This is a genomic window from Pseudomonas sp. Ps21-P2 (assembly GCF_039672565.1).
Lineage (GTDB): Bacteria > Pseudomonadota > Gammaproteobacteria > Pseudomonadales > Pseudomonadaceae > Aquipseudomonas.
The window spans coordinates 273,318-295,904 of the sequence record NZ_JBDFPL010000005.1; the positions used below are offsets into that span (position 1 = coordinate 273,318).

At 62.8% G+C, this 22,587-nt stretch carries 13 protein-coding genes; 2 read left to right on the forward strand and 11 right to left on the reverse strand.

The genetic code is table 11. From position 1 onward, the window contains the following. Nucleotides 1-6: 6 nt before the first annotated feature. The 6 genes from ABEH28_RS14985 to ABEH28_RS15010 form a co-directional block, all read right to left on the reverse strand. Entirely contained in the window at nt 7-1,191 is a 1,185-nt protein-coding gene (locus ABEH28_RS14985; protein ID WP_346630379.1) for a DUF1624 domain-containing protein, read from the reverse strand. 193 nt (nt 1,192-1,384) lie between these two features. After that, nucleotides 1,385-3,112 (reverse strand): gamma-glutamyltransferase, encoded by a 1,728-nt coding sequence (gene ggt / locus ABEH28_RS14990; RefSeq protein ID WP_346630380.1) that lies wholly within the window; start codon nt 3,110-3,112, stop codon nt 1,385-1,387. Between the two features lie 160 nt (nt 3,113-3,272). Then, complete coding sequence (locus ABEH28_RS14995) at nt 3,273-3,956, reverse strand: TIGR04211 family SH3 domain-containing protein (protein WP_346630381.1); 684 nt, start codon at nt 3,954-3,956, stop codon at nt 3,273-3,275. A 382-nt stretch (nt 3,957-4,338) separates the two neighbouring features. Further along, the gene (gene glgB, locus ABEH28_RS15000; protein ID WP_346630382.1) at nt 4,339-6,588 is read right to left on the reverse strand and encodes a 1,4-alpha-glucan branching protein GlgB; all 2,250 of its coding nucleotides are present in this window, start codon (nt 6,586-6,588) and stop codon (nt 4,339-4,341) included. A gap of 2 nt (nt 6,589-6,590) precedes the next feature. Beyond that, nucleotides 6,591-9,911, reverse strand: a complete 3,321-nt coding sequence (gene treS, locus ABEH28_RS15005; protein WP_192173892.1) for a maltose alpha-D-glucosyltransferase — start codon at nt 9,909-9,911, stop codon at nt 6,591-6,593. A gap of 16 nt (nt 9,912-9,927) precedes the next feature. Beyond that, nucleotides 9,928-11,964 carry an alpha-1,4-glucan--maltose-1-phosphate maltosyltransferase gene (locus tag ABEH28_RS15010; protein WP_346630383.1) on the reverse strand — a complete coding sequence of 679 codons (2,037 nt, stop codon included), beginning with the start codon at nt 11,962-11,964 and terminating at the stop codon, nt 9,928-9,930. Between the two features lie 338 nt (nt 11,965-12,302). Between ABEH28_RS15010 and ABEH28_RS15015 the strand changes: the two genes are divergently transcribed. Next, on the forward strand, nt 12,303-12,479 hold the full coding sequence (locus tag ABEH28_RS15015) for a hypothetical protein (protein ID WP_163022162.1): 177 nt from the start codon (nt 12,303-12,305) through the stop codon (nt 12,477-12,479). A 161-nt stretch (nt 12,480-12,640) separates the two neighbouring features. Here ABEH28_RS15015 and ABEH28_RS15020 read toward each other — a convergent pair whose 3' ends face one another. Then, on the reverse strand, nt 12,641-13,186 hold the full coding sequence (locus tag ABEH28_RS15020) for an MgtC/SapB family protein (RefSeq protein WP_192173894.1): 546 nt from the start codon (nt 13,184-13,186) through the stop codon (nt 12,641-12,643). A gap of 232 nt (nt 13,187-13,418) precedes the next feature. On the opposite strand from ABEH28_RS15020, the gene mapR reads away from it, so the two are divergent. Next, complete coding sequence (gene mapR / locus ABEH28_RS15025) at nt 13,419-14,855, forward strand: GntR family transcriptional regulator MpaR (RefSeq protein WP_346630384.1); 1,437 nt, start codon at nt 13,419-13,421, stop codon at nt 14,853-14,855. Nucleotides 14,856-14,882: 27 nt separating this feature from the next. Here mapR and ABEH28_RS15030 read toward each other — a convergent pair whose 3' ends face one another. The 4 genes from ABEH28_RS15030 to ABEH28_RS15045 form a co-directional block, all read right to left on the reverse strand. Continuing rightward, on the reverse strand, nt 14,883-15,629 hold the full coding sequence (locus ABEH28_RS15030; RefSeq protein WP_133775111.1) for an SDR family oxidoreductase: 747 nt from the start codon (nt 15,627-15,629) through the stop codon (nt 14,883-14,885). 48 nt (nt 15,630-15,677) lie between these two features. Further along, nucleotides 15,678-17,768 (reverse strand): EAL domain-containing protein, encoded by a 2,091-nt coding sequence (locus ABEH28_RS15035; protein ID WP_346630385.1) that lies wholly within the window; start codon nt 17,766-17,768, stop codon nt 15,678-15,680. A 127-nt stretch (nt 17,769-17,895) separates the two neighbouring features. Next, the gene (locus tag ABEH28_RS15040) at nt 17,896-19,374 is read right to left on the reverse strand and encodes an efflux transporter outer membrane subunit (protein WP_346630504.1); all 1,479 of its coding nucleotides are present in this window, start codon (nt 19,372-19,374) and stop codon (nt 17,896-17,898) included. A gap of 8 nt (nt 19,375-19,382) precedes the next feature. Next, nucleotides 19,383-22,490: an efflux RND transporter permease subunit gene (locus ABEH28_RS15045; protein WP_346630386.1), complete on the reverse strand. Its 3,108-nt coding sequence runs from the start codon at nt 22,488-22,490 to the stop codon at nt 19,383-19,385. Between the last annotated feature and the right edge of the window lie 97 nt (nt 22,491-22,587).

The window sequence follows — 22,587 nt, forward strand, 5'->3', positions numbered from 1 at the left end:
CCGTGCTTAGAAGTATTTCAGCCAGGCGATGTCCCGGCGTCGCGCCTTGAGCGCCGCGAACCAGCTCACTGCCGGCAACAGCACGACAGTGAGCACCGCGGCGCAACCCCACAGGCCCAGTACCGAGGTAAACCCGAAGTATTGGCCCTGGGTGTTACCCCAGATCGCGACCGCGCCGACATAAAGCATCTTCAGCACATACAAGTGCAGCAGATAGAAAAACATCGGCGCGGCGCCAAAAGTCACCAGCGGTCGCAGCCATGGCCTTCCCTGCTGCCGCTCCAGCCAAGCCAGCACCAGCAAGCCGACGCCCAGGGTCAGGCTGATGAACAGCAACGACGGCGGGTATTTGGTGACGTTGAGGACGCTCATCAGCGTGTGGGCCGTGGTGTCACCCTCCACCCACGGCTTCTCCCCATAGCCGTTGATGCCGCGCAGGGCGAGAAACAGCGTCAGTGCGCCAAAACCCCAGGCGATCAGGTGGATCTCGCGCTTCTCCGCATTCGCGTCGCGGCCAAACCACGGCCCCGCGGCGTAGCCCACGGCAATCACGCCGATCCACGGCAGCAGTGGGTACGAGGTGCGCAAGCGCACACTGTCGCCGACCTCGATCCAGCCGCGGTCATGCAGAATCGCCCACGGAATGTGCATCGCCGAGCCCACGGCAAAATGCACGTTGTCCAGCAGATTATGCCCGGCGATGATCGCCAGCCCCAGCGCCGCCAGCACACCGCGCGGCAATACCACCATCGCCGACAGCGCAATCATGCTCAGGCCAATTGCCCAGATGACCTGCAGGTAAATCACCGTCGGTGGAAACTGGAACGTCCAGGCGAAATTCACCAGCGTCAGTTCCAGCACGATCAACACCAGCCCCCGCTTGAACAGAAAGCCCGCCACCGCGCCCTTGCCCGCATGCCGTTCACCGTACAGCCAGGCGGAAAGCCCGGTCAGGAACACGAAAAGCGGTGCGCAGAAATGCGCGAGGGTGCGGCTGATGAACAGATCGACGCTGGTGTGAGCGACATCCATCGGGTCGCTGACCTGGTGGTGCAGAAAGAACGTCTCGCGCACGTGGTCCAGCAACATGAAGATGATGATCAGCCCACGCAGGGCATCGATCGATTGCAGGCGGCCGGGGTGGGCGATGGACGTGGCGGGAGATTGCAGAGGGACAGACAGGGTTTGCATACGCAGTGGACTCTCGAAGCGCGATAACCGACAGGCCCATGTCAGGCCTGTAAAAAGCGAGTTATAACATAACACTTCAAGGTGTCCTGCGCGCAACCAAAATCACGCGCAGGGTGCGGCCCGAAACCACCACAATGCCTCGTCACCGGCCATGAGCACCCTGCCCCGTCCGGTGACTCGGCTGTCGCGCAGATCAATAACCGAGCGACAACCCCGTGCTGCGACGCGGATCGTTGGCGCCGTAGAAACGGTTATTACCCACTGGCTTCCCACCGAGCGAAGGCGCGCCAACGAGAATGGCAGCCAGATGATTGGCGTCCTGGGGGCCGGCGAATTTGTGGCCCCAGCTTTCCAGGATCTTTTGGGTGTCAGGGCTGACGGCGAAGGTTTCCAGGTTGGTGGTTTCCGGCATCCACTGCTGGTGGAAGCGAGGCGCATCGACTGCTTCCTGGATGTTCATGCCGTAGTCGATGACGTTGAGCATGGTCAGCAAGGTGGCGGTGATGATGCGGCTGCCGCCCGGAGTACCGACGACCATCACCGTCTTGCCGTCCTTGGTGACGATGGTCGGGCTCATCGACGACAACGGCGATTTGCCCGGGGCGATGGCGTTGGCTTCGCCCTGAATCAGGCCGTACATGTTCGGCACGCCGACCTTGGAGGTGAAGTCGTCCATCTCGTCGTTGAGGATCACGCCGGTGCTGCTCGCCATCACCCCAGCGCCAAACCAGTCGTTGAGGGTGTAGGTGACGGACACCGCGTTGCCCCATTTGTCGACGATGGAATAGTGCGTGGTGTTGTTGCCTTCGTGGGGCGCGACGCCGGGTTTGATGTTCTGGGAGATCCCGGCTTTCTGCGGTTCGATGGCGGCCCGCAGCTTGGCGGCATAGTCGCGGTCGAGCAGATGGCTGATCGGGTTTTTGACGAAGTCCGGGTCGCCCAGGTAGCTGTTGCGGTCGACGTAGGCATGACGCATGGCTTCAATCTGGTAATGCAGGCCCTGGGCGGAGTGATACCCCAATTCCTGCATCGGGTAGCCTTCGAGGATGTTCATGATCTCGCAGATGACCACGCCGCCGGAGCTCGGTGGCGGCGCCGAGACCACGTGGTAGCCGCGGTAATCACACTCGATCGGCGCCAGTTCGCGGGTCGCGTACTTGTCCAGATCCGCTTGGGTGATGATGCCCTTCCCCGCCTGGCTGGAATCGACGATGGCCTTGGCCACCCAGCCCTTGTAGAAACCGTCGCTGCCTTTGGCGGAGATTTCCTTGAGGGTTTTGGCGAGGTCTTTCTGCACCAGGGTGTCGCCGACTTGAAGCGGCTGGCCCTTGTTCAGGAAGATCGTGCCGAGGTCTTTGGCGTCGGCCTTGAACTCGTCGGTGGCGGTGCCGAGCAGGTCAACGTCTCCCTGCTCCAGGGCGAAGCCGTTTTCAGCGAGCTTGATCGCCGGGGCAATGACTTCGGCGCGTTTCTTGGTGCCGTATTTGCTCAGCGCCATTTCCATCCCGGACACCGTGCCGGGCACGCCGACGGCCAGGTGACCCTTGGAACTCAGGTCCGGCACGACGTTGCCGTCCTTGTCCAGGTACATGTTGGCGGTGGCCGCCAGCGGCGCTTTTTCGCGGAAGTCGAGAAAGGTCTTGCGCCCGTCTGCCAGCTGGATGGTCATGAAACCGCCCCCGCCCAGGTTGCCGGCGGCGGGATAGACCACGGCCAGCGCATAGCCCACGGCGACTGCCGCATCGACTGCGTTGCCGCCCGACTTGAGCACGTCAACGCCCACGTGGGTGGCCAGGTGTTGCGCGGTAACGACCATGCCGTTTTCAGCGGCAGCCGGGGCCACGGAAGCGGCGTGAGCGCAGGACAGACCTAGGATCAGCGCCGTCGCAACGAGGGACTGGGCGAAGGGTTCGAACTTCATGGGCGGTTTCTCTTTTTCTTGTGGTGGGGGGACAGCGTGGGCAGAGGGTGCCCCGCACTAAACTAGCGCATGGAGGGAAAGTTGCCAGTGAGCGTTAAAAACCCGGCAGGGTGAATGCCGGGCTCGGTGCGCGTAGATGCAGGACAGCGCTGAGTCTGCTTCAGAACCAGCGATCGTTGCGCTTGCGGCCCTTGGTCAGGGACGGGAGGATCAGGCCCAGCAACAGGCCCGCGCCAGCGATGCTGCCGCCGTAGACCATGTAGCGCATGAGCACCTGATTGTTCTCGTCACCCAGTTTCGCCTGGGTGGTGCGCAAGTCGGACTGCGCGCTGGCCAACTGCGCGTTCAAATCCTTGGTCCGCGCTTCGAGCTCGTCGACCAGCTTCTTACGCGACTCCAGGGTTTCCTGCATGCCCTGAACCTTGGTCTTCCAGTCGTCGTCGATGGTTTTCAGTTGCGCGCTGAGATCCGCGGCTTTCTGGGTCAGTTGCGGCAAGCGCTCCGCCTGCCCCGGCACTTCCTGCAGGTCAGCGGTGGGAATCCAGACGTTGTCGCCGGCGCTGCCGCGCACCTGGCTGTAGTCGCCCTGGGTATTGATGAGCTCGACTTTCTGCCCGGATTTCAGCGTGCCGACGATGCGATAACCGTCGGTGGGGCCACTGCGCACGTAAGTGCTGAGTGTGTCGCTGACCCAGCGGTCCTTGCTCTGCGTTTCGGCGTGGACCAACGGGCTGGCAACGGCAACGGACAACAGCGAGGTCAGCAGGCCGGTGTTGAGCAAACGGCGTCGAACGCCCGGCACAGGGGTAAAGCGAAAGGAAACATCGGAGGGAGAAATTGGCATGGATAATCTTCGACAAATTGAAAAGAAGGCCGGTGGGCGGGCCGCATGCAAGGGAATCACGCCTGGTCGGACAGCGACGAACAACGCGCTGCAACTGCTGGAATAGGCATCTGGCGCGGGCGAAATTCAGCCGGACGTCGAAGGCCGTGGCCCCAGCGTACTGCGCGCGCAGTGGTCAACAGACCATTCAAAAGATGTCAGGTTCAGTGGCGAGGGATGACATTCGTCCGGGAAAGGTCCCACAACCTTTGTCGGCAGGGCAGAAACGACTGTGGGAGCGAGCCCGCTGGCGAATGCTTCATCAGGCGATCAGGTCGACTGATAGAACGCTATTCGCGAGCACGCTCGCCCCCACAGGTTCACAACAGTGTGGCGGAGGAAATCAACCCTCCTGCTGCAGCTGCTCCACGGTCGGCTTGAGGATCACCACACCCAGCGGTGGCAGATTCAAGGGCAGCGAGAACGCCTGGCCATGGCTCTTGATGTCGTCGGTGCGCACGCCGCCGCCGTTGCCGAAGTTGGAACCGGCATAGATCCCCGCGTCGCTGTTGAACAGCTCGGCCCACTTGCCGCTGAAGGGCACGCCGACACGATAGCCTTCGCGCGGCACCGGTGTCAGGTTGGCGACCACCAGCAACGGCTCGCCCTCCTTGCTCCAACGCAGGTAGGCATAGACGCTGTTGCCGGCGTCGTCACCAATCACCCACTGGAAACCCTGCGGCTGGCAGTCTTGCTCGTACAGCGCCTTTTCCGTGCGATACAGCCGGTTCAGGTCGCTGACCAGCGAGTGCACGCCCTTGTGCTCGGCGTACTGCAGGAAATGCCAGTCCAGTTCGGTGTCGTGGTTCCACTCGCGCCACTGGGCAAACTCGCAGCCCATGAACAGCAGCTTCTTCCCCGGGTGGGTCCACATGAACGACAGGTAGGCGCGCAGGTTGGCGAATTTCTGCCAGCGGTCGCCAGGCATCTTGTCGATCAAGGAATGCTTGCCGTGCACCACTTCATCGTGGGAAATCGGCAGCACGAACCGCTCGGACCAGGCATAGACCAGCCCAAAACTCAACTGAGAGTGGTGATGCTGGCGATGGATCGGGTCCTGCTCGATGTACTTGAGCGTGTCGTGCATCCAGCCCATGTTCCACTTGTACGAAAAGCCCAGACCGCCCTGTTGGGTGGGCTGCGAAACGCCTGGCCAGGACGTCGATTCCTCGGCAATGACCAGCGCGCCCGGCGCTTCGATCGCGACCACGTCGTTCAAGTGGCGCAGGAAGTCGATGGCTTCCAGGTTTTCGCGGCCGCCGTAACGGTTCGGGACCCATTCGCCGGCATTGCGGGAATAGTCGCGATACAGCATGGACGCCACCGCATCGACGCGCAGCGCATCGACGTGGAAGTTCTTCAGCCAATGGATGCCGGAGGCAATCATGAAACCGTGGACTTCAGTGCGCCCCAAGTTATAGATCAGGGTGTTCCAGTCCTGATGGAAACCTTCATAGGGGTTGGCGTATTCGTACAGTGCAGTCCCGTCGAATTGGGCCAGACCGTGTGCATCCGTCGGGAAGTGCGCCGGCACCCAATCAAGAATCACGCCGATGTCGTTACGGTGGCAGGCATCCACGAAGGCGGCGAAGTCTTCCGGTGTGCCGTAGCGCGCGCTCGGTGCGAACTGCGACAACACCTGATAACCCCATGAGCCGCCGAACGGGTGCTCCATGATCGGCATCAATTCGATGTGGGTGAAACCCAGGTCCTTGATGTAAGGAATCAGGTTTTCAGCCAGCTCGCGCCAGTCGTACGGGCGATCCGGCTCGTCATCGCCGCCGTGGTGCCACTGCCAAGAACCGGCGTGCAGCTCGTAGATCGACAGCGGCTGATGAATGTCGTGCTTTTCACCCCGGGACTGCATCCAGTCGTGGTCCTGCCACTCGAACGTCAGCGGTGCAGCGACTTTCGACGCTGTTGCCGGCGGCAGCTGGGTGGCCAGGGCCATCGGGTCAGCTTTCAGCGGCAGAACGCCGTGCTGACCGAGGATCTCGTATTTGTACGCTTCGCCCGGACCGATGCGCGGGATGAATATTTCCCACACGCCGGTCGGATGACGCAGGCGCATCGGGTGACGACGGCCATCCCAGCTGTTGAAATCGCCCACCACGGACACACGGCGGGCATTCGGTGCCCATACCGAGAAACGCACGCCGTCGACGCCATCAACATTCTTGACCTGTGCGCCCAGAGCGCTGCTCAGGTCGCGGTGGTTGCCCTCGGCGAAGAGGTACAAGTCCATTTCGCCCAACTGCTCGCCGAAGCTATAAGGGTCTTCGGTGATTTGCTCGCCGGTGGCCCACGAGATTTTCAGCAGATAGGGTTCGCGAACCGCAAAGTGGCCGGCAAAGAAGCCCGGCTTGTCGGACATGCTCAGCTCGCCGAGGTCCCGTTCGCCGTCGCGCGAGAGCACGCGCACGGCCAGGGCGTTGGGCAGATAGGCGCGGATCACCTGGCCTTCAGCGCCATCGCTGTGGGGGCCGAGCATCGAGAACGGGTCGCGGTGCTCCGCGCGGATCAGCGCGTCCAGGTCGACGGCGCTGGGCAATATTGCGTGGTTGCCGTTACCGAATTGGTCAGAGGCACTCATTTTCATTCTCCATCAGACAGGTCGAGAAGCCCGCGCAAGCCTTGAAGCGGAACCGACAACCATGTCGGCCGATTCTCGGCCTCGTAGGCCACTTCATAAGCGGCTTTTTCCAGGGTGAACAGCGCCAGCGCGGCCGCTTCACCCTTGGCATCTTTCCAGTCGTGACCCACTTCGACGGTGGCCTTGCGATAGCCGTCGAGGAAGGCCTCGCGCGCCTGCTTCAAATACGTCTCGGCCACTTGCTGGCGGGCGGTTTCAGCCTGCACCGACGTGTCGGCACTTTGCGCGTTGCGCAGGGCCATCGCCGCAGCGTAGTCGAACGAGCGCAGTACGCCGCTGACATCTTTGAACGGGCTGTATTTGGCCCGACGTTCCTGCAGCGGACGCGCCGGCTCGCCTTCGAAGTCGATCAGGTAGGCATCGCCCTTCACCACCAGCATCTGGCCGAGGTGCAGGTCGCCGTGAACGCGCATTCTCAGGCCGCCGACTGACTGCTTCGCCAGGGTTTTGACCTGGGCCAGCAGCGCTTTGCGTTTGCCCAGCAGTTCAGTGATGAGCTGCTGATCCTGAGCCTCCAGGGAGTCGCGGTGCTGTTCAAGCAGCTGCAAGGCGCGCTCGATCTGCGCCGAAACGCTCTTCGCCGAGGCCTCGCTGTCCTTGACGCTGGTGACTTCGGTCTTGAAGTCCGGGTTATCTGTCGGAGCGCCGAGGATCACGTGCATCTCGCCCAGACGCTGGCCCAGCAGGCCGGCGAAGTCTTTCAGTTCGATCAGCGCGTTGGCTTGCTGCTCCAGCGCCGACTGACCGTGGGCCATGTGATCACGCACGGCGCGTTCGAGGTTGTTCTGGGTCCATTCCCACGCATCGCCCTGATTGCTCAGGTAACCCTGGGCGATCATCAGCAGGTTTTTCTCGCCCTGCCCGTCGACGCGCACGACTGCGCCCAACAGCGGCGAGATGTGCGGGTAGCCGGCTTCGGTGAGGTAGGCGCCCATTTCCAGCTCGGGGTGAGTACCGGCCGCGACACGGCGAATCATTTTCAGCACCAGCTTCTTGCCGACCACCACCGAGCTGTTGGACTGTTCGGCCGAGAGGTAACGCACCTCGGCGTCTTCGTTCAGGCCCAGCGGCGCCAGTTGCGACGTGCTCTGGAACTGCAGCTCACCGTCCGGCGTCGCCAGCACGGTGTTGTCCTGCATGCCTTTGATGACGTTGCGAATGAACGGCTCGAGGGTGAATGCATCGGTGATCAAGCCGACCTGACGACCACGACGCACGCGGGACAGGGCCAACTGTTGCGGCAAGGCGCTGCTGATGTCGTCTTCGGGCAACAGGCCGAACGGCAACTGGTAGCGCACCGTTTCGCCGCCGGAGGTGACTTCGATTTCGCTCAGCAACGCCGGCCGCACCGTGGAGCCGAAGCGCACGGCGTAGGCGATGTGGATGCTGTCGATCGCCGTGCCTTTGCCGGCGAACCAGCGGCGTTTCGGCAGATAGACCGACAGCGACTGCTGCTCCATGGTCTGGCGCAGAGGTTCTTCGAGCAATTCTTCCAGGCGCTGCTTGAGCACCAGGGTCGGGAAGTCCGGCATGCTTTGAGCCGGTTCAACGTGCCAGCTGGGCATTTGATTCTCCGCGGCCAGCAAGAACCAGTAGAAGCCGTACGGCGGCAACGTCAGCAGGTAATTGAGCTGGCCAATAGGTGGGAAGGCGCTACCACCGAGCATCTCGACCGGAACAGTCCCGGCATATGGCGCCAGTTCAAGTTCGGCGGCTTGAGAGGCGGCCGAAACGTTGGCGACGCAGAGGATGATTTCGGTCTTGCCGTCCGGCCCGGTGTATTCACGGGTATAGGCCAGGATGCGGCGGTTGCTCGGCGAGAGCATTTTCAGGGTGCCGCGGCCAAAGGCTTTCTGCTGCCTGCGCACGGCGAGCATGCGCCGGGTCCAGTTCAGCAGCGAGTGCGGGTCGTGATCCTGCGCTTCGACGTTGACCGACTGATAACCGTATAGCGGGTCCATGATCGGCGGCAGCACCAGGCTCGCCGGGTTGGCGCGGGAAAAGCCGCCGTTACGGTCGATGGACCACTGCATCGGCGTGCGCACACCGTCGCGGTCGCCGAGGTAAATGTTGTCGCCCATGCCGATTTCGTCGCCGTAGTACAGGGTCGGCGTGCCGGGCATGGACAGCAGCATGCTGTTGAGCAGTTCAACGCGGCGGCGGTCACGTTCCAGCAACGGCGCCAGGCGACGACGAATGCCCAGGTTGATTCGCGCGCGACGGTCCGAGGCGTAGTAATTCCACAGGTAGTCACGCTCGCGGTCAGTGACCATTTCCAGCGTCAGTTCATCGTGGTTGCGCAGAAAGATCGCCCACTGGCAGTTCTCCGGAATTTCCGGTGTCTGGCGCAGGATGTCGGTGATCGGGAAACGGTCTTCCTGAGCCACCGCCATGTACATGCGCGGCATCAGCGGGAAGTGAAACGCCATGTGGCATTCGTCGCCGTCCTTGCCCTTGCGGTCACCGAAGTACAGCTGGGTGTCTTCCGGCCACTGGTTGGCTTCGGCCAGCAGCATGCGGTCGGGGTAGTTGGCGTCGATTTCGGCACGGATCTGCTTGAGGACCTGATGGGTCTCCGGCAGGTTTTCATTGTTGGTGCCGTCACGCTCGATCAGGTACGGGATCGCGTCCAGACGCAGGCCGTCGATGCCCATGTCCAGCCAGTAGCGCATGACCTCGATCACCGCCTTCATGACCTGCGGGTTGTCGAAGTTCAGGTCCGGCTGGTGGGAATAGAAACGGTGCCAGAAGTACTGCTCCGCGACCGGATCCCAGGTCCAGTTGGACTTCTCGGTGTCGAGAAAGATGATCCGGGTGCCGTCGTACTTCTGCGGGTCATCGGACCAGACGTAGAAATCCCGCGCTTTGGAGCCCTTCTTGGCATGCCGCGCGCGCTGGAACCATGCGTGCTGGTCCGAAGTGTGGTTGATGACCAGCTCGGTGATCACCCGCAAGCCACGATTGTGCGCCTCGGCGATGAACTTCTTCGCATCGGCCATGGTGCCGTAGTCGCTGTGCACGCCCCGGTACTCGGAAATGTCATAGCCATCGTCGCGGCGTGGCGACGGGTAGAACGGCAGCAGCCAGATGGTGTTGACGCCCAGCTGGGCAATGTAGTCGAGCTTGGCGATCAGGCCGGGGAAGTCACCGATGCCATCGTCGTTGGAATCGAAAAACGACTTCACGTGGACCTGGTAAATCACCGCATCCTTGTACCAGAGCGGGTCTTCGATAAAGGCAGCGTTGCGGGGTTTCTTTGCCATGACCACATCCTTTGAATTATTGGTTTGTGGCTTTGATGCGCCAGATACCGAACGGCTGGTACGAAGGGTCCAGGCGCATGAACTGGTACTTGCCATACCAGGTCCAGGAATGCCCGGTCATCAAGTCTTCGCCCAGGGTGGCGGCATCGTCCGGCAGGCCCATTTCCCACAGCGGCAGCTCGAACGTCGCTTCCTGCACGTTGCGCGGATCGAGGTTCACGGCGACCAGAATGAAATTGCTGCCATCCGCCGTGCGCTTGCCGAAGTACAGGATATTGTCGTTGTACGCGGCGTAGATCTTCAGGCCGAGGTGCGTCTGCAGCGCCGGGTTCTGGCGACGGATGCGGTTGAGCTGAGCGATCTCGGCAATGATGTTGCCGGGCGCGGTAAAATCGCGGGGACGGATCTCGTACTTCTCCGAGTCCAGATATTCCTCTTTGCCTGGTACGGGCGCCGATTCACACAGCTCGAAGCCTGAATACATACCCCACAGGCCCGACCCCATGGTCGCCAGCGCCGCGCGGATCAGGAAGCCCGGACGACCTGAGTCATGCAGGAACGGCGGGTTGATGTCCGGCGTGTTGACGAAGAAATTCGGGCGGTAGCACTCGCGCCATGGCGACTCGTTGAGCTGAGTGAAGTACTCGCTCAGCTCGGCCTTGGTGTTGCGCCAGGTGAAATAGGTGTAGCTCTGGGAATAACCGACCTTGCCCAGGCGCGCCATCATCGCCGGTTTGGTGAACGCCTCGGCGAGGAACATGACTTCAGGGTGCTTACTGCGCACGTCGGCAATCATCCATTGCCAGAACGGCAGCGGCTTGGTGTGCGGGTTGTCGACGCGGAAGATCTTCACGCCCTCCTTCACCCAGCCAAGGATCACGTCACGCAGCTCGGTCCACAGGCCAGGAATCGCGTCCGGCGCATAGAAATCGACGTTGACGATGTCCTGGTATTTCTTCGGCGGGTTTTCCGCGTAACGAATGGTGCCGTCCGGACGCCACGAGAACCAGCCCGGGTGTTCCTTGAGCCACAGGTGGTCCTGGGAGCACTGGATGGCGAAATCGAGGGCGATTTCCAGGCCATGCTCGGCTGCCGCGGCGACCAGCTCGCGGAAGTCCTCGCGGGTACCCAGTTGCGGGTGGATAGCGTCGTGGCCTCCGTCCTCGCTGCCGATGGCGTACGGGCTGCCCACATCATCGGGCCCTGCGGTGAGGGAGTTGTTCGGGCCTTTGCGGTGAGCGCGACCGATCGGGTGGATCGGCGGGAAGTAGAGCACGTCGAAGCCCATGTCACGGATCATCGGCAGGCGCGAGTGGACGTCCTTGAAGGTGCCGTGGCGCTTTTTGTCGTCGGTGATCGAACGTGGAAACAGTTCGTACCAGCTGGCGAACTGAGCCAGCTCACGTTCGACGTCCAGCGGGAATTCCAGGCTGCGGCTGAGGAACGCGTGGTTGTCGGCCTTGGCCATGACGCTGGCGGCGTCACTGCTCAACAGCAGCGCCACCTTGGCCTCGTTTTCGGTGGCCTCGCCGAAGCGCGTGATCAGGGTGTCGAGTTGCCCACGTACTTCCAGCTTGCTGCGCTCGGCGGCGTGCACCAGGTGCAGACGCCCTTCTTCCAGCTCCAAATCGATGGTCACGCCGGCGGCGTATTTCTTCTCCAGCTCGTAGCGGTAGCTGCCGAACTGATCGATCCAGGCTTCAAGGCGATAGACATAGCGGGTGAAGGTCGGCGGGGTGAATTCGCCGGTCCAGCTGTCATTGCCCAGCTCGCGCATGGGCACCGATTGCCATTCTTCATCGTCGATGGCCCGGTAGACGATACGTACGGCCATCTTGTCGTGGCCGTCCGCGTAGATTTTGCTGGTGACCGTGACCGGCTGACCGACAACGGCCTTGGCCGCCAGCTGACCGTTATCGATCACCGGCTGGGTGTCCTCGATCACGATCCGCGGCAGCTGCAAGGCTTGGGTCAGGGGGATAGGGTGGATAGAGTGGAGAACATCGTTGGCCAGGGAATCCGGGCCGTACGGCTGATCAGCAGTATCATTCATCGAGCATCACTCCTCACGCCCAGGGACGCCCACTGTGGGGCGCCCATTGCTTCAGCGTCTTTGTCCATAACATAAGAGAGAGCCACGGGATCAACGCATCCGGACGTGGCAGCATAGGTCCGAACGCCAGCCTCGGGCAAAAGTTCAAACAGCTTGCATGACGTTTGACCAAGTCACCCCAGGGATAATGGCAGGCCATGGGCTCCGGCGTAACGGGGTATCCAGGCGGATTGAGTGAATCATTGCCAGGGCGCTGCGGTCGACATATGTGCGTGCTGACGGGTGTGCTGCAACGTCACCTGACACGCCCTCTCGACGAACCCAAGGAAGCGAAGACCATGAGCATTCCCGTTCCCGCAGAAACGCCCGATCCGAACATCGACGACCCCGAGCTGCCGGTGCCCAAGCCCGAGGAGCCACCTTCCCCGCTGATGCCTCCGGTGATCGAACCGCCGGTGGGTGACCCGCCAAGCGGCGAGCCCCCGGCGATTCTGGATGACACGTTTCCTGAGTAATTCCTTGGCCCAACGCGGTGTTGTGGGACCGGCTTTAGCCGGGAAGCTTCTAGATGGCTAGCCGCAATGTTGAGGGTGCGCCAACTGGCTTCTTCCCGGCTAAAGCCGGTCCCACTATTAATCGAGCGTCACACCCTCAATACCCCTGAATAACCGCCGGACTAAGGCTCCTGTGCATCGCCACCCGTCCTGCGGGCAGGGTCGTGTGCACGTTCTTCCGCCGACTCAACCCGCCTGACGATCATCGGCATCAGGCTAAAGATGCCCAGTGCCAACACCGTACTCAGGACTGCCGTCATCTCCCTGCCCATCCCGGCCGCGATACCAATGGCCGCGGTCATCCACAAACCGGCCGCCGTGGTCAGGCCTTTCACCTGAGTGGCATTGAGCGCATCACCCTTGAGGATGGTCCCTGCACCCAGAAAGCCGATCCCCGCCACAATGCCCTGCACCACCCGGCTCAAAGCAGCGTCGTCGGCACCGGCCATGCGCGGCACCAGCACAAACAGCGCGGCCCCCATGCACACCAGCATGTGCGTTCGAACCCCGGCCGCCTTGCCCTTGTGTTCCCGCTCGAAACCCAGGATCCCGCCCAGCAACGCCGCGATGACCAGGCGTATGGTCACGCGGGTGATCTGCCCGGCATCGGTGATATCAGAGAACTCGGCCTGCAGTGTGTCCACCACTTCTTCCCACCAGGCATTCATCAGTGCATTCCCTTCGGTTAACGTCAGTGCGGTATGGACCGCAGCGCGGGACGAGAGTGCGGGAGGTGGATACCGAAGAGATACGCCTGATCCGGTGGTTGTCAGCCGATCTGCATCTGTACTAATCCGCCGGCCGAGGGCATATTCCGGTCCTGCAGCCGGGTCCTCCGCCCTGCCCCAGTCGCATGTGTATGGCGGCTGCACCCCAGAAGCCACTCAGCACGAGTCCGCCATGAAGCGCTATGAAAAGTTTGCCGACGACATTGCCGAGCTGATCCGGTCCGGGGTGCTGGCTGCAGGGCAACGGGTGCCTTCGGTGCGCTACGCCAGCCAGACCCACGGCATCAGCCCGTCTACGGTGTTCCAGGCGTACTACTTGCTGGAACGTCGAGGCTTGATCCGGGCACGCCCGCGTTCCGGCTACTTCGTCAACGACAGTGTCCGCCTGCAGGGTCTGGGCGGTGAGGTTTCAGAGCACGATGCGCGCCCGGCGCCACAGGTGAGCGAGTCCACCGAAGTCGACGTCAGCGATCTGGTGTTCTCGGTGCTGGAGTCCATCAAGGACCCGAACACCGTGCCCTTCGGCTCCGCCTTCCCCAGCGCCGGGCTGTTCCCGTTGCAGCGCCTGGCCCGTTCCCTCGCCAGCGCCACCCGCGACATGGACCCGCGCATGGTGGTCAGCGACCTGTCGCCCGGCAATCCTGCGCTGCGCCGGCAAATCGCGCTGCGGTACATGGTCTCCGGGCAAATGCTGCCCATGGACGAGCTGCTGATCACCAACGGCGCCCTCGAAGCGCTGAATATGTGCCTGCAAGCGGTGACCGAGCCCGGCGATCTGGTGGCCATCGAGGCGCCGGCGTTCTACGCCTGTCTGCAAGTGCTCGAACGGCTGAAGCTCAAGGCGGTGGAAATTCCGGTGCACCCGCAACAAGGCATTGACCTGGCGGTGCTTGAACAGGCGCTCGAGCGCTACCCGATCAGAGCCTGCTGGAGCATGACCAGTTTTCAGAATCCCACCGGCGCGACGGTGCCTGAAGCGCGCAAACGGGAACTGGTGGAATTGCTGCGCAAGCACGAGGTGCCGCTGATCGAGGATGACGTCTACGCCGAGTTGTATTACGGCCAGCACGCGCCGAAGCCGGCGAAGGCGTTTGACACTGAAGGGCTGGTGCTGCATTGCGGCTCCTTCGCCAAGAGCCTGGCGCCCGGTTATCGGGTGGGTTGGGTGGCTGCCGGGCGTTACGCGCAGAAGGTCGAGCGGCTGAAAATCATGACCTCGCTGTGCGCCTCGATGCCGGCCCAGGCTGCCATCGCCGATTACCTGCAACATGGCGGTTACGACCGCCACCTGCGCAAGCTGCGCCACAGCCTGGAAGATCAGCAGCGCGCGATGCTTGGCGCCATCGCCCGGTACTTTCCGGCGCAGACCCGCGTCAGCCAGCCCACCGGCGGATACTTCCTGTGGGTTGAGCTGCCGGAACAAATCGATTCACTGAAAGTGTTCCAGGCCGCCCTCGCCCAGGGCATCAGCATCGCCCCCGGCCCGATGTTCTCGCCAACGCGGCGATTCAAGCCCTTCATCCGCCTGAACTACGGCAGCCCGTGGGGTGAGACGACTGAACGGGCGATGGAGACGCTGGGGAAAATCATTCGCTCGATGATGGGTTAGCCGGCCTTGGATATGGCTGCAGAGCCGTCAGCGCCCGCCGCCCAGATCAATGAACGAGCCCGTCGAATACGAGGCCTTGTCGGACAGCAGCCACAGGATCGCTTCCGCCACTTCATCGGCCAGTCCGCCACGGCCCATGGGGATGGTCGGTTCCAGCTTGCTGACGCGATGGGGGTCACCGCTCAGGGCGTGGAATTCGGTGAAGATGTAACCGGGACGCACGGCATTGACCCGCACGCCCTCGCCCGCCACTTCCTTGGCCAGCCCGACGGTGAAGGTGTCCAGCGCGCCCTTCGACGCCGCGTAGTCGACGTACTCACCGGGTGATCCGAGCCGTGCGGCAACGGACGACACGTTGACGATGCTGCCACCGCGTCCGCCGTGGCGGGGCAACATGCGCAGCAGTGCGTGCTTGCTGCACAGCATCGGCCCGACCACGTTGCTCATCATGATCTTCAGCAGCCGAAACTCGGACATGGTGTCCAGCCGCGACGCCTCGCCCACGGTGCCGGCGTTGTTGACCAGCGCGGTGATCCGCCCCATCTCGGCATCGATCCGGGCAAACAGACGAATGATCTCGTCTTCGTTGCTGACATCGGCCTGCACCGCGATGGCATGACCGCCAGTCTCGCGAATCTGCCCGCACAGCCGCTCGGCGGAGGCGTGATCGGACAGATAGTTGATGCACACGCGATAACCCTGCGCTGCTGCCAGAACCGCCGTGGCGGCGCCGATACCCCGGGAGCCGCCGGTGATGAGGAGATTTTTATCCATAAATGTTCCCGTTCGATCAATGCGTGGAGGTGGGGTGGGCATTAACACTCAATCCGTGATTTCGCTGACACGACGCCGCGCGGCTTCGATGTCTGCCATGAACCGCTCGGCCGGCAGTGGATAACCCAGCAGGTAACCCTGCAGCGAGTCGCAACCAAGGCGCGTGAGGAATTTCTGCTGGCTGGCGGTCTCGACACCCTCGGCGACGATGCGCAGGTTCAGCGCCTGGCCCAGCGCAACGATGGCCGAGACAATGGCCGCGTCGTCGCTGTCGTGCTCCAGATCGCGGACGAAACCGCGGTCGATCTTCAATTCGTTAGCCGGCAGGCGTTTGAGGTACATCAGGCTGGAATAGCCGGTGCCGAAGTCGTCGATGGACAGGTCGACGTGCATGTCCGAGAGCTTCTGCAGCACGGTCATGCTCGCATCGGCGTCGCTCATGGCAGTGGTTTCAGTGATTTCCAGGGTCAGGCAGTTGGCCGGCAGACCGTGGGTCGCCAGCGCGTGCGCGACGGTCTCGACCAGCCCGACATGGCTGAACTGCAACGCCGACAGGTTCACCGCAATGCGCCAGTGGGTAAAGCCGCTGTCGTACCAGCGCTTCATCTGCCGGCAGGCCTCGTGCAGCACCCACTCGCCAATGGGGATGATCAGGCCGGTTTTTTCGGCAAGGCCAATGAATTTGTCCGGCATCAGCAACCCGAGCTGCGGGTGATTCCAGCGCACCAGCGCTTCGGCGCCGATGGGCTCCTGGGTGCCGGCGGAGAATTTCGGCTGGTAATGCAGGCAGAACTGCCCTTTACGCAGCGCAAGGCGCAGGTCCTGCAACAGCTGCAGCTGATTGCGCGCGTTGGTGTTCATCGACGCATCGAAAAAGCTGTAGCCGTTCTTGCCGGCATTCTTGGCGTGGTACATGGCGGCGTCGGCGTTCATCAGCAGTTCCTGCTGGGTGCGGCCGTTGCCGGGGTACAGGCTGATGCCGATGCTCACCGTCACTTGCAGATCATGTTCCTGCACGCTGAACGGCTGGCTCACCAGGGAAACCTGACGCGAGGCCACGCTGACCGCCTCTTCGTCATCGTCGAGCTCGACCAGCAGCACGAACTCGTCGCCGCCGATGCGCGCCAGGGTGTCGTGGCGATGGAAGTTTTCCCGCATGCGCACAGCCACCGCGCGCAGCAGTTGATCGCCGACGTGGTGACCGAACGCGTCGTTCACCGGTTTGAAGCCGTCCAGATCCAGAAACATCAGGGCGAACATGCCGCCCTGGGCGTCGACCTTGCGCATGGCCTGATCGATGCGATCCGCCAGCAGGATGCGGTTGGGCAGGCCGGTGAGGTTGTCGTGCAGGGCCAGTTGGGTCAGCTCGCGGTTGGCTTCCTTGAGCGACGCCGACAATTGGGCGGTGCGCGCCGCCATGCGCGCATCAAGCACCGACGTCAGCAAGGTAATGCCCAGCACCGTCAGACTGGTGATCAATACCAGCTTGTCCAGACCGTCGGTGTGCACGCCGGTGGGCAGCGCACCACAGAAACTGCCGACCGGGAAGTTGGCGGCGGTCATTGCGGTGTAGTGCATACCGAGGATGGCAAAGCCCATGACCACCGCAGCGCCGCCCCGGGCCAGGCGCACATAGGGGGTTTCCTTGCGCAGCCGCACGGCGATGCTCAGCGCGGCGGCGGATGCAGTGACGGCAATCACCAACGACAGGCCGAACAAGCCGGGGTCGTAGTCGATGCCCGGCTGCATGCGCATCGCCGCCATGCCGGTGTAATGCATGGCGCTGCTGCCCAGGCCCATGACGAAGGCCCCAAGCACGATGTTCGACAGCGGTACGCGGTCGTGACTGACCAGCCACAGCGCGAAACCCGAAGAAAAGATGGTGATCAGCAGCGAGAGGAGTGTCAGCGGGATGTCGTACGCCAGCGGGATCGGCAGCATGAACGCCAGCATGCCGATGAAATGCATGGACCAAACGCCGACACCCATGGACAGCGCGCCGCCGCACACCCACAACATCCTTGCCCGACCGCTGGCCGAAGCAATGCGCCCGGCCAGATCAAGGGTCGTATAAGACGCGAGAATCGCAACCAGAACTGAAATCAAAACCAGCGAATAGGTGTAATGGCCGATCAACATGGGCTGGCCCTTGGCTCAACGGAGTGCGGCCTTTCAGCCCTGATCAATTCGGCGGCGATTGTACCGAAATTCCCGTAAAAGTCCCGTCACTCCGTCGCAAAGATGGCACATAGCTACTTAGCGGTACTCAACGGTTGGGTACTTCCGCATCCGGTCTCAGTCCACTCGCGGCGTCCCAGCCGCCACCCAATGCCGCAATCAACTGGGCGCTGGCGACCAACCGGCTTTCCAGTACGTTCAGCACGCTGCGTTCGTTGCTCAGCGCGGTGGTCTGCACGTTGACCACGTCCAGGTAGCCAATCAGCCCGGCCTTGTACTGGTTGTTGGTCAGACGCAGAGAATCACGCGCCGATTGCAGCGCCTCGTCGCGCACCCCGGCTTCCTCCTCATACACGCGCAGCTGGGCCATGTAGTCCTCGACTTCCTTGAAGCCGTCGAGCACGGTCTGGCGGTACTGGGCGACGGTCTGGTCGTAGACCGCTTCGGTGCGGTCCACTTCGGCAGCGCGCTGGCCGCCATCGAACAGGGTCATCGCCAGTTGCGGGCCCACCGACCAGAAACGATTGGGCAGGGAAATCCAGTTGCTGACGGTGCTGCTGCTGTAACCGCCGCTCATGCTCAGGGTCAGGTCCGGGTAATAGGCGGCCTTGGCCACGCCGATATTGGCGTTGGCCGTCATGACCGAACGCTCGGCGGCGGCAATATCAGGGCGGCGTTCAAGCAACTGTGACGGCAGCTGCGCCGGGATCTGCGGTACCGCCGGAATCGAGGTGGTCGCCGCGAGGCTGAAATCCGCTGGCGCCTGGCCCATCAGCACGGCGATCGCGTTCTCGAACTGGGCACGCTGCCATTGCAGGTCGATCAGGTCGGCCTGGGTGCTCTTGAGCTGCGTCTGTGCCTGGGCGGTGGCGTCGCGGCCGGAAATCCCGGCGCGGTACTGGTTCTGGGTCATGGTCAGCGAGCGCTGATAGGCGTCAACGGTCGCTTCGAGCAAGCGCTTCTGCTCGTCGATCACCCGCAGTTGCAGATAGCTCTGCACCAATTGCGACTGCAGGCTCAGGCGCATCGACGCCAGATCGGCAAGGCTCGCCTGGGCGCTGGCCTTGTCGGCTTCCAGGCCGCGGCGCAACTTGCCCCACACGTCGGCTTCCCAACTGACGCCCAGCTGCGCGTTGTAGGTGTCACGAATGCCACTGCTGGAACTGCTCAGGCTCGAACTGCTGCTGCCGGTGCCCTGGCTCGAGCGGTTCTTGCTGGTGGTCAGGTCCAGCGTCGGGAAGAACGCGCCCCGCGCACTGCGCACCAGAGCGGCGGCCTGGCGGTATTGGGCCTCGTACTGCGCCACGGTCTGGTTGGACGTGTTGAGCTTCTCCACCAGCGCGTTGAGCTGGGCGTCGCCGTACATTTCCCACCACGCGCCGCGGGCCATCGCATCGCTCGGGTTGGCCTGGGTCCAGCCTTCGGCCTGCTTGAAGTGCGCTGGCGTCGGCATGTCCGGCGTTTTGTAATCCGGGCCGACGGCACAGGCACTGAGCAGCAGCGCGCACAAGGCGACGCCGAACGTCCTGTGAAACGGCAACGTCCGCTGTGGGCCAGGGGCTTTCATCGAGTCGTTCATAGCGGAGTGTCCAGGGCAGCATCCGTCTGCACCCCGCGCCACGTGTTGAAACGATGGCGCAGACGGTCGAGATAAAGGTAAACCACGGGCGTGGTGTACAGCGTGAGGATCTGGCTGAGGATCAGGCCGCCGATGATGGTCAGGCCCAGCGGCCGGCGCATTTCCGCGCCTTCGGCACTGCTCAGCAATAACGGCACGGCGCCGAGGATCGCCGCCAGCGTGGTCATCAGAATCGGCCGCAGACGCTGCAGGCAGGCATTGCGAATCGATTCCACCGGGGTCATGCCGCCTTGGCGTTCGAGCTGCAAGGCGAGGTCGATCATCAGAATCGCATTCTTCTTCACCACGCCGATCAGCAGGAACAGCCCCAACAACGAGATCAGGCTGAATTGTCCGCCGGTGAGGTAGATGCTCAGCAGCGCGCCGACGCCTGCGGAGGGCAGCGTCGAGAGGATGGTCAGCGGGTGAATGTAGCTTTCGTAGAGAATGCCCAGCACCAGGTACACCGCCACCAGCGCGCCGAGAATCATCCACGGCTGGCTCTTCTGGGTGGCGGCAAAGGCGTCGGAGGTCCCGGCCATCTTGGCGATCACGTCCTCAGGCAGGCCCACCGCGGCGACGGCGCGCTCGATGGCCGCATTTGCCTGATCGAGGGTGACGCCATCGGCCAGGTCGAAGGAGATGTTTTCCGAGGCGAACTGGCCGTCGTGGCTGACCCGGTCGTCTTCCAGGCTGCGCTCGTAACGGGCGATGGTCGACAGCGGCACCCGTGCACCATCGGCCGTGATCACCTGGACCTGCTCCAGGGTGGTCGGGTCGAGGGCGTATTTCGGGTTGACCTCCATGACCACCTGATACTGGTTCAGCGGGTCATAGATGGTCGACACCTGGCGCTGGCTGTAGGCGTTGTTCAGCACCGTGGTGACCATGTTCATGTCGATGCCCAGGCGCTTGGCCGCATCGCGGTCGACGATCAATGTCACCTGCTGGGTGCCGCCGCCGTCGTTGGCGTCGATGGCGGTCAGCTCCTTGAGCGACTTGAGGGCGGCGACGATCTTCGGGTACCACAGGCGCAGGGTTTCCAGGTCGCCGCTTTGCAGGATGTACTGGTATTGCGAAGTGGTCTGCTCGCGGCCGCCGCCCAGTTGCAGGTCCTGATCGGGTTGCAGGAACAGGCGCCCGCCCGGCACCAGCGGCATTTCCTTGCGCAGTCGCTCTACCACTTCCATGGCGCCGATGTTGCGCTCCTTGATCGGCTTCAGGCGCACGATGATGAACGCGTTGCCGGTGCCGCCGTTGCCGCCGATGAAGCCCGCGACGCTCTCCACGGCCGGGTCCTTGAGGATCGCCGAGCGGAACGTGTCCATCTTCGGCTGCATCACCGAGAAGGACAGGCCGTCGTCGCCGCGCACAAAACCCATCAGCTGACCGGTGTCCTGCTGCGGCAGAAAGGTCTTTGGCACGACGACGTACAAAGCGATATTGCCGACGATGGTCAACAGCAGCGTCAGCAGGGTCAGGCGCCGATGACGCAGCACCCAGCGCAGGCTGCGGTCGTAGCCGGCGACCATGCGGTCGTTGACCCGCTGGCTCCAGCGCTGCAAGCGATTTTCCGTACCCGGCACGTGGGGCTTGAGCCAGCGCGCGCAGAGCATCGGCGTCAGGGTCAGCGACACCACCAGCGAAACGACGATGGACACCGACAAGGTGATGGAAAACTCGCGGAACAGGCTCTCCACCAGCCCGCCCATGAACAGGATCGAAACAAACACCGCCACCAGTGAGACGTTCATCGACAGCAGGGTGAAGCCCACCTCCTTGGCGCCCAGGTACGCCGCTTCCATGGGCGGCACGCCTTGGTCGATGTGCCGGGAGATGTTTTCCAGCACCACGATGGCATCGTCGACCACCAGCCCGGTGGCGAGAATCAGGGCCATCAGCGACAGGTTGTTCAGCGAGAAACCGTACAGGTACATGATCGCGAAGGTGCCGACCAGCGACACCGGCACCGCGAGGGTCGGGATCAGCGAGGCGCGGAAATTCCCCAGGAACAGGAACACCACCAGAATCACCAGCACCACGGCAATCAGCAGCGTCATTTCCGCTTCGTGGAGCGTGGCCTTGATCACCGGCGAGCGGTCCATGGCCAGGTCAAGCTTGACGCTGGCCGGGAGCACCGCCTGCAACGCCGGCAACTGGGCCTTGATCGCCGCCACGGTTTCGATGATGTTGGCGCCGGCCTGGCGGTTGATCACCAGCAGCACCGCGGCTTTGTCATTGAAGAAGCCGCTGTTGTAGCGGTCTTCCACCGAGTCCTTGACCTTGGCCACATCCTTGAGACGCAACGCCGCGCCGTTGGCGTAATGGATGATCAGCGATTCGTAATCCTTGGCCTTCTCCAGCTGGTCGTTGGCCTGCACCTGCCAGTTGTGCTCGCTGTTCTCCACCGAGCCTTTCGGGCGCCGCACGTTGGAATTGGAGATGGTCGTGCGCACTTCATCCAGCGACACGCCGTACTGGGACAGCAATTTTGGCTCCAGCTCAACGCGCACGGCAGGCAGCGAACTGCCGCCGATCTGCACCTCGCCGACGCCGTTCACCTGGGACAGGCTCTGGGACAGGATCGTCGACGCCATGTCGTACAGCTCGCCCTTCTCCAGCACGTCGGAGGTCAGTGAGAGGACCATGATCGGCGCCTGGGACGGGTTGACCTTCTTGTAGGTCGGCATGCTGCGCATCCCGCTGGGCAGCAGGTTGCGTGCGGCGTTGATGGCCGCCTGCACTTCCCGCGCAGCACCGTTGATGTCGCGGTCCATGTCGAACTGCAGAATGATCCGCGTCGAGCCCTGACTCGAACGGCTGCTCATGGTGTTAACCCCGGCAATCACCCCGAGGGAGCGCTCCAGCGGCGTCGCCACGCTGGACGCCATGATTTCCGGACTGGCGCCGGGCAGCGAGGCGCTGACGACGATGACCGGAAAATCCATGTTCGGCAGCGGCGACACCGGCAGCAGACCGAAGCTCATCCCGCCCAGGAGCATGATCGCCAGGCTCAGGAGCATGGTCGCTACGGGGCGTTTGATGAAGGGCCCGGAGAGGTTCATGGGGGGGAGCTCCAGGCGGCAATCTTCAAGCGGCAAGTGAACGCACCAGCCCCGGCCTGCGCGGTGCTGCTTCTGGCTTGAGGCTTAAAGCCTGAAG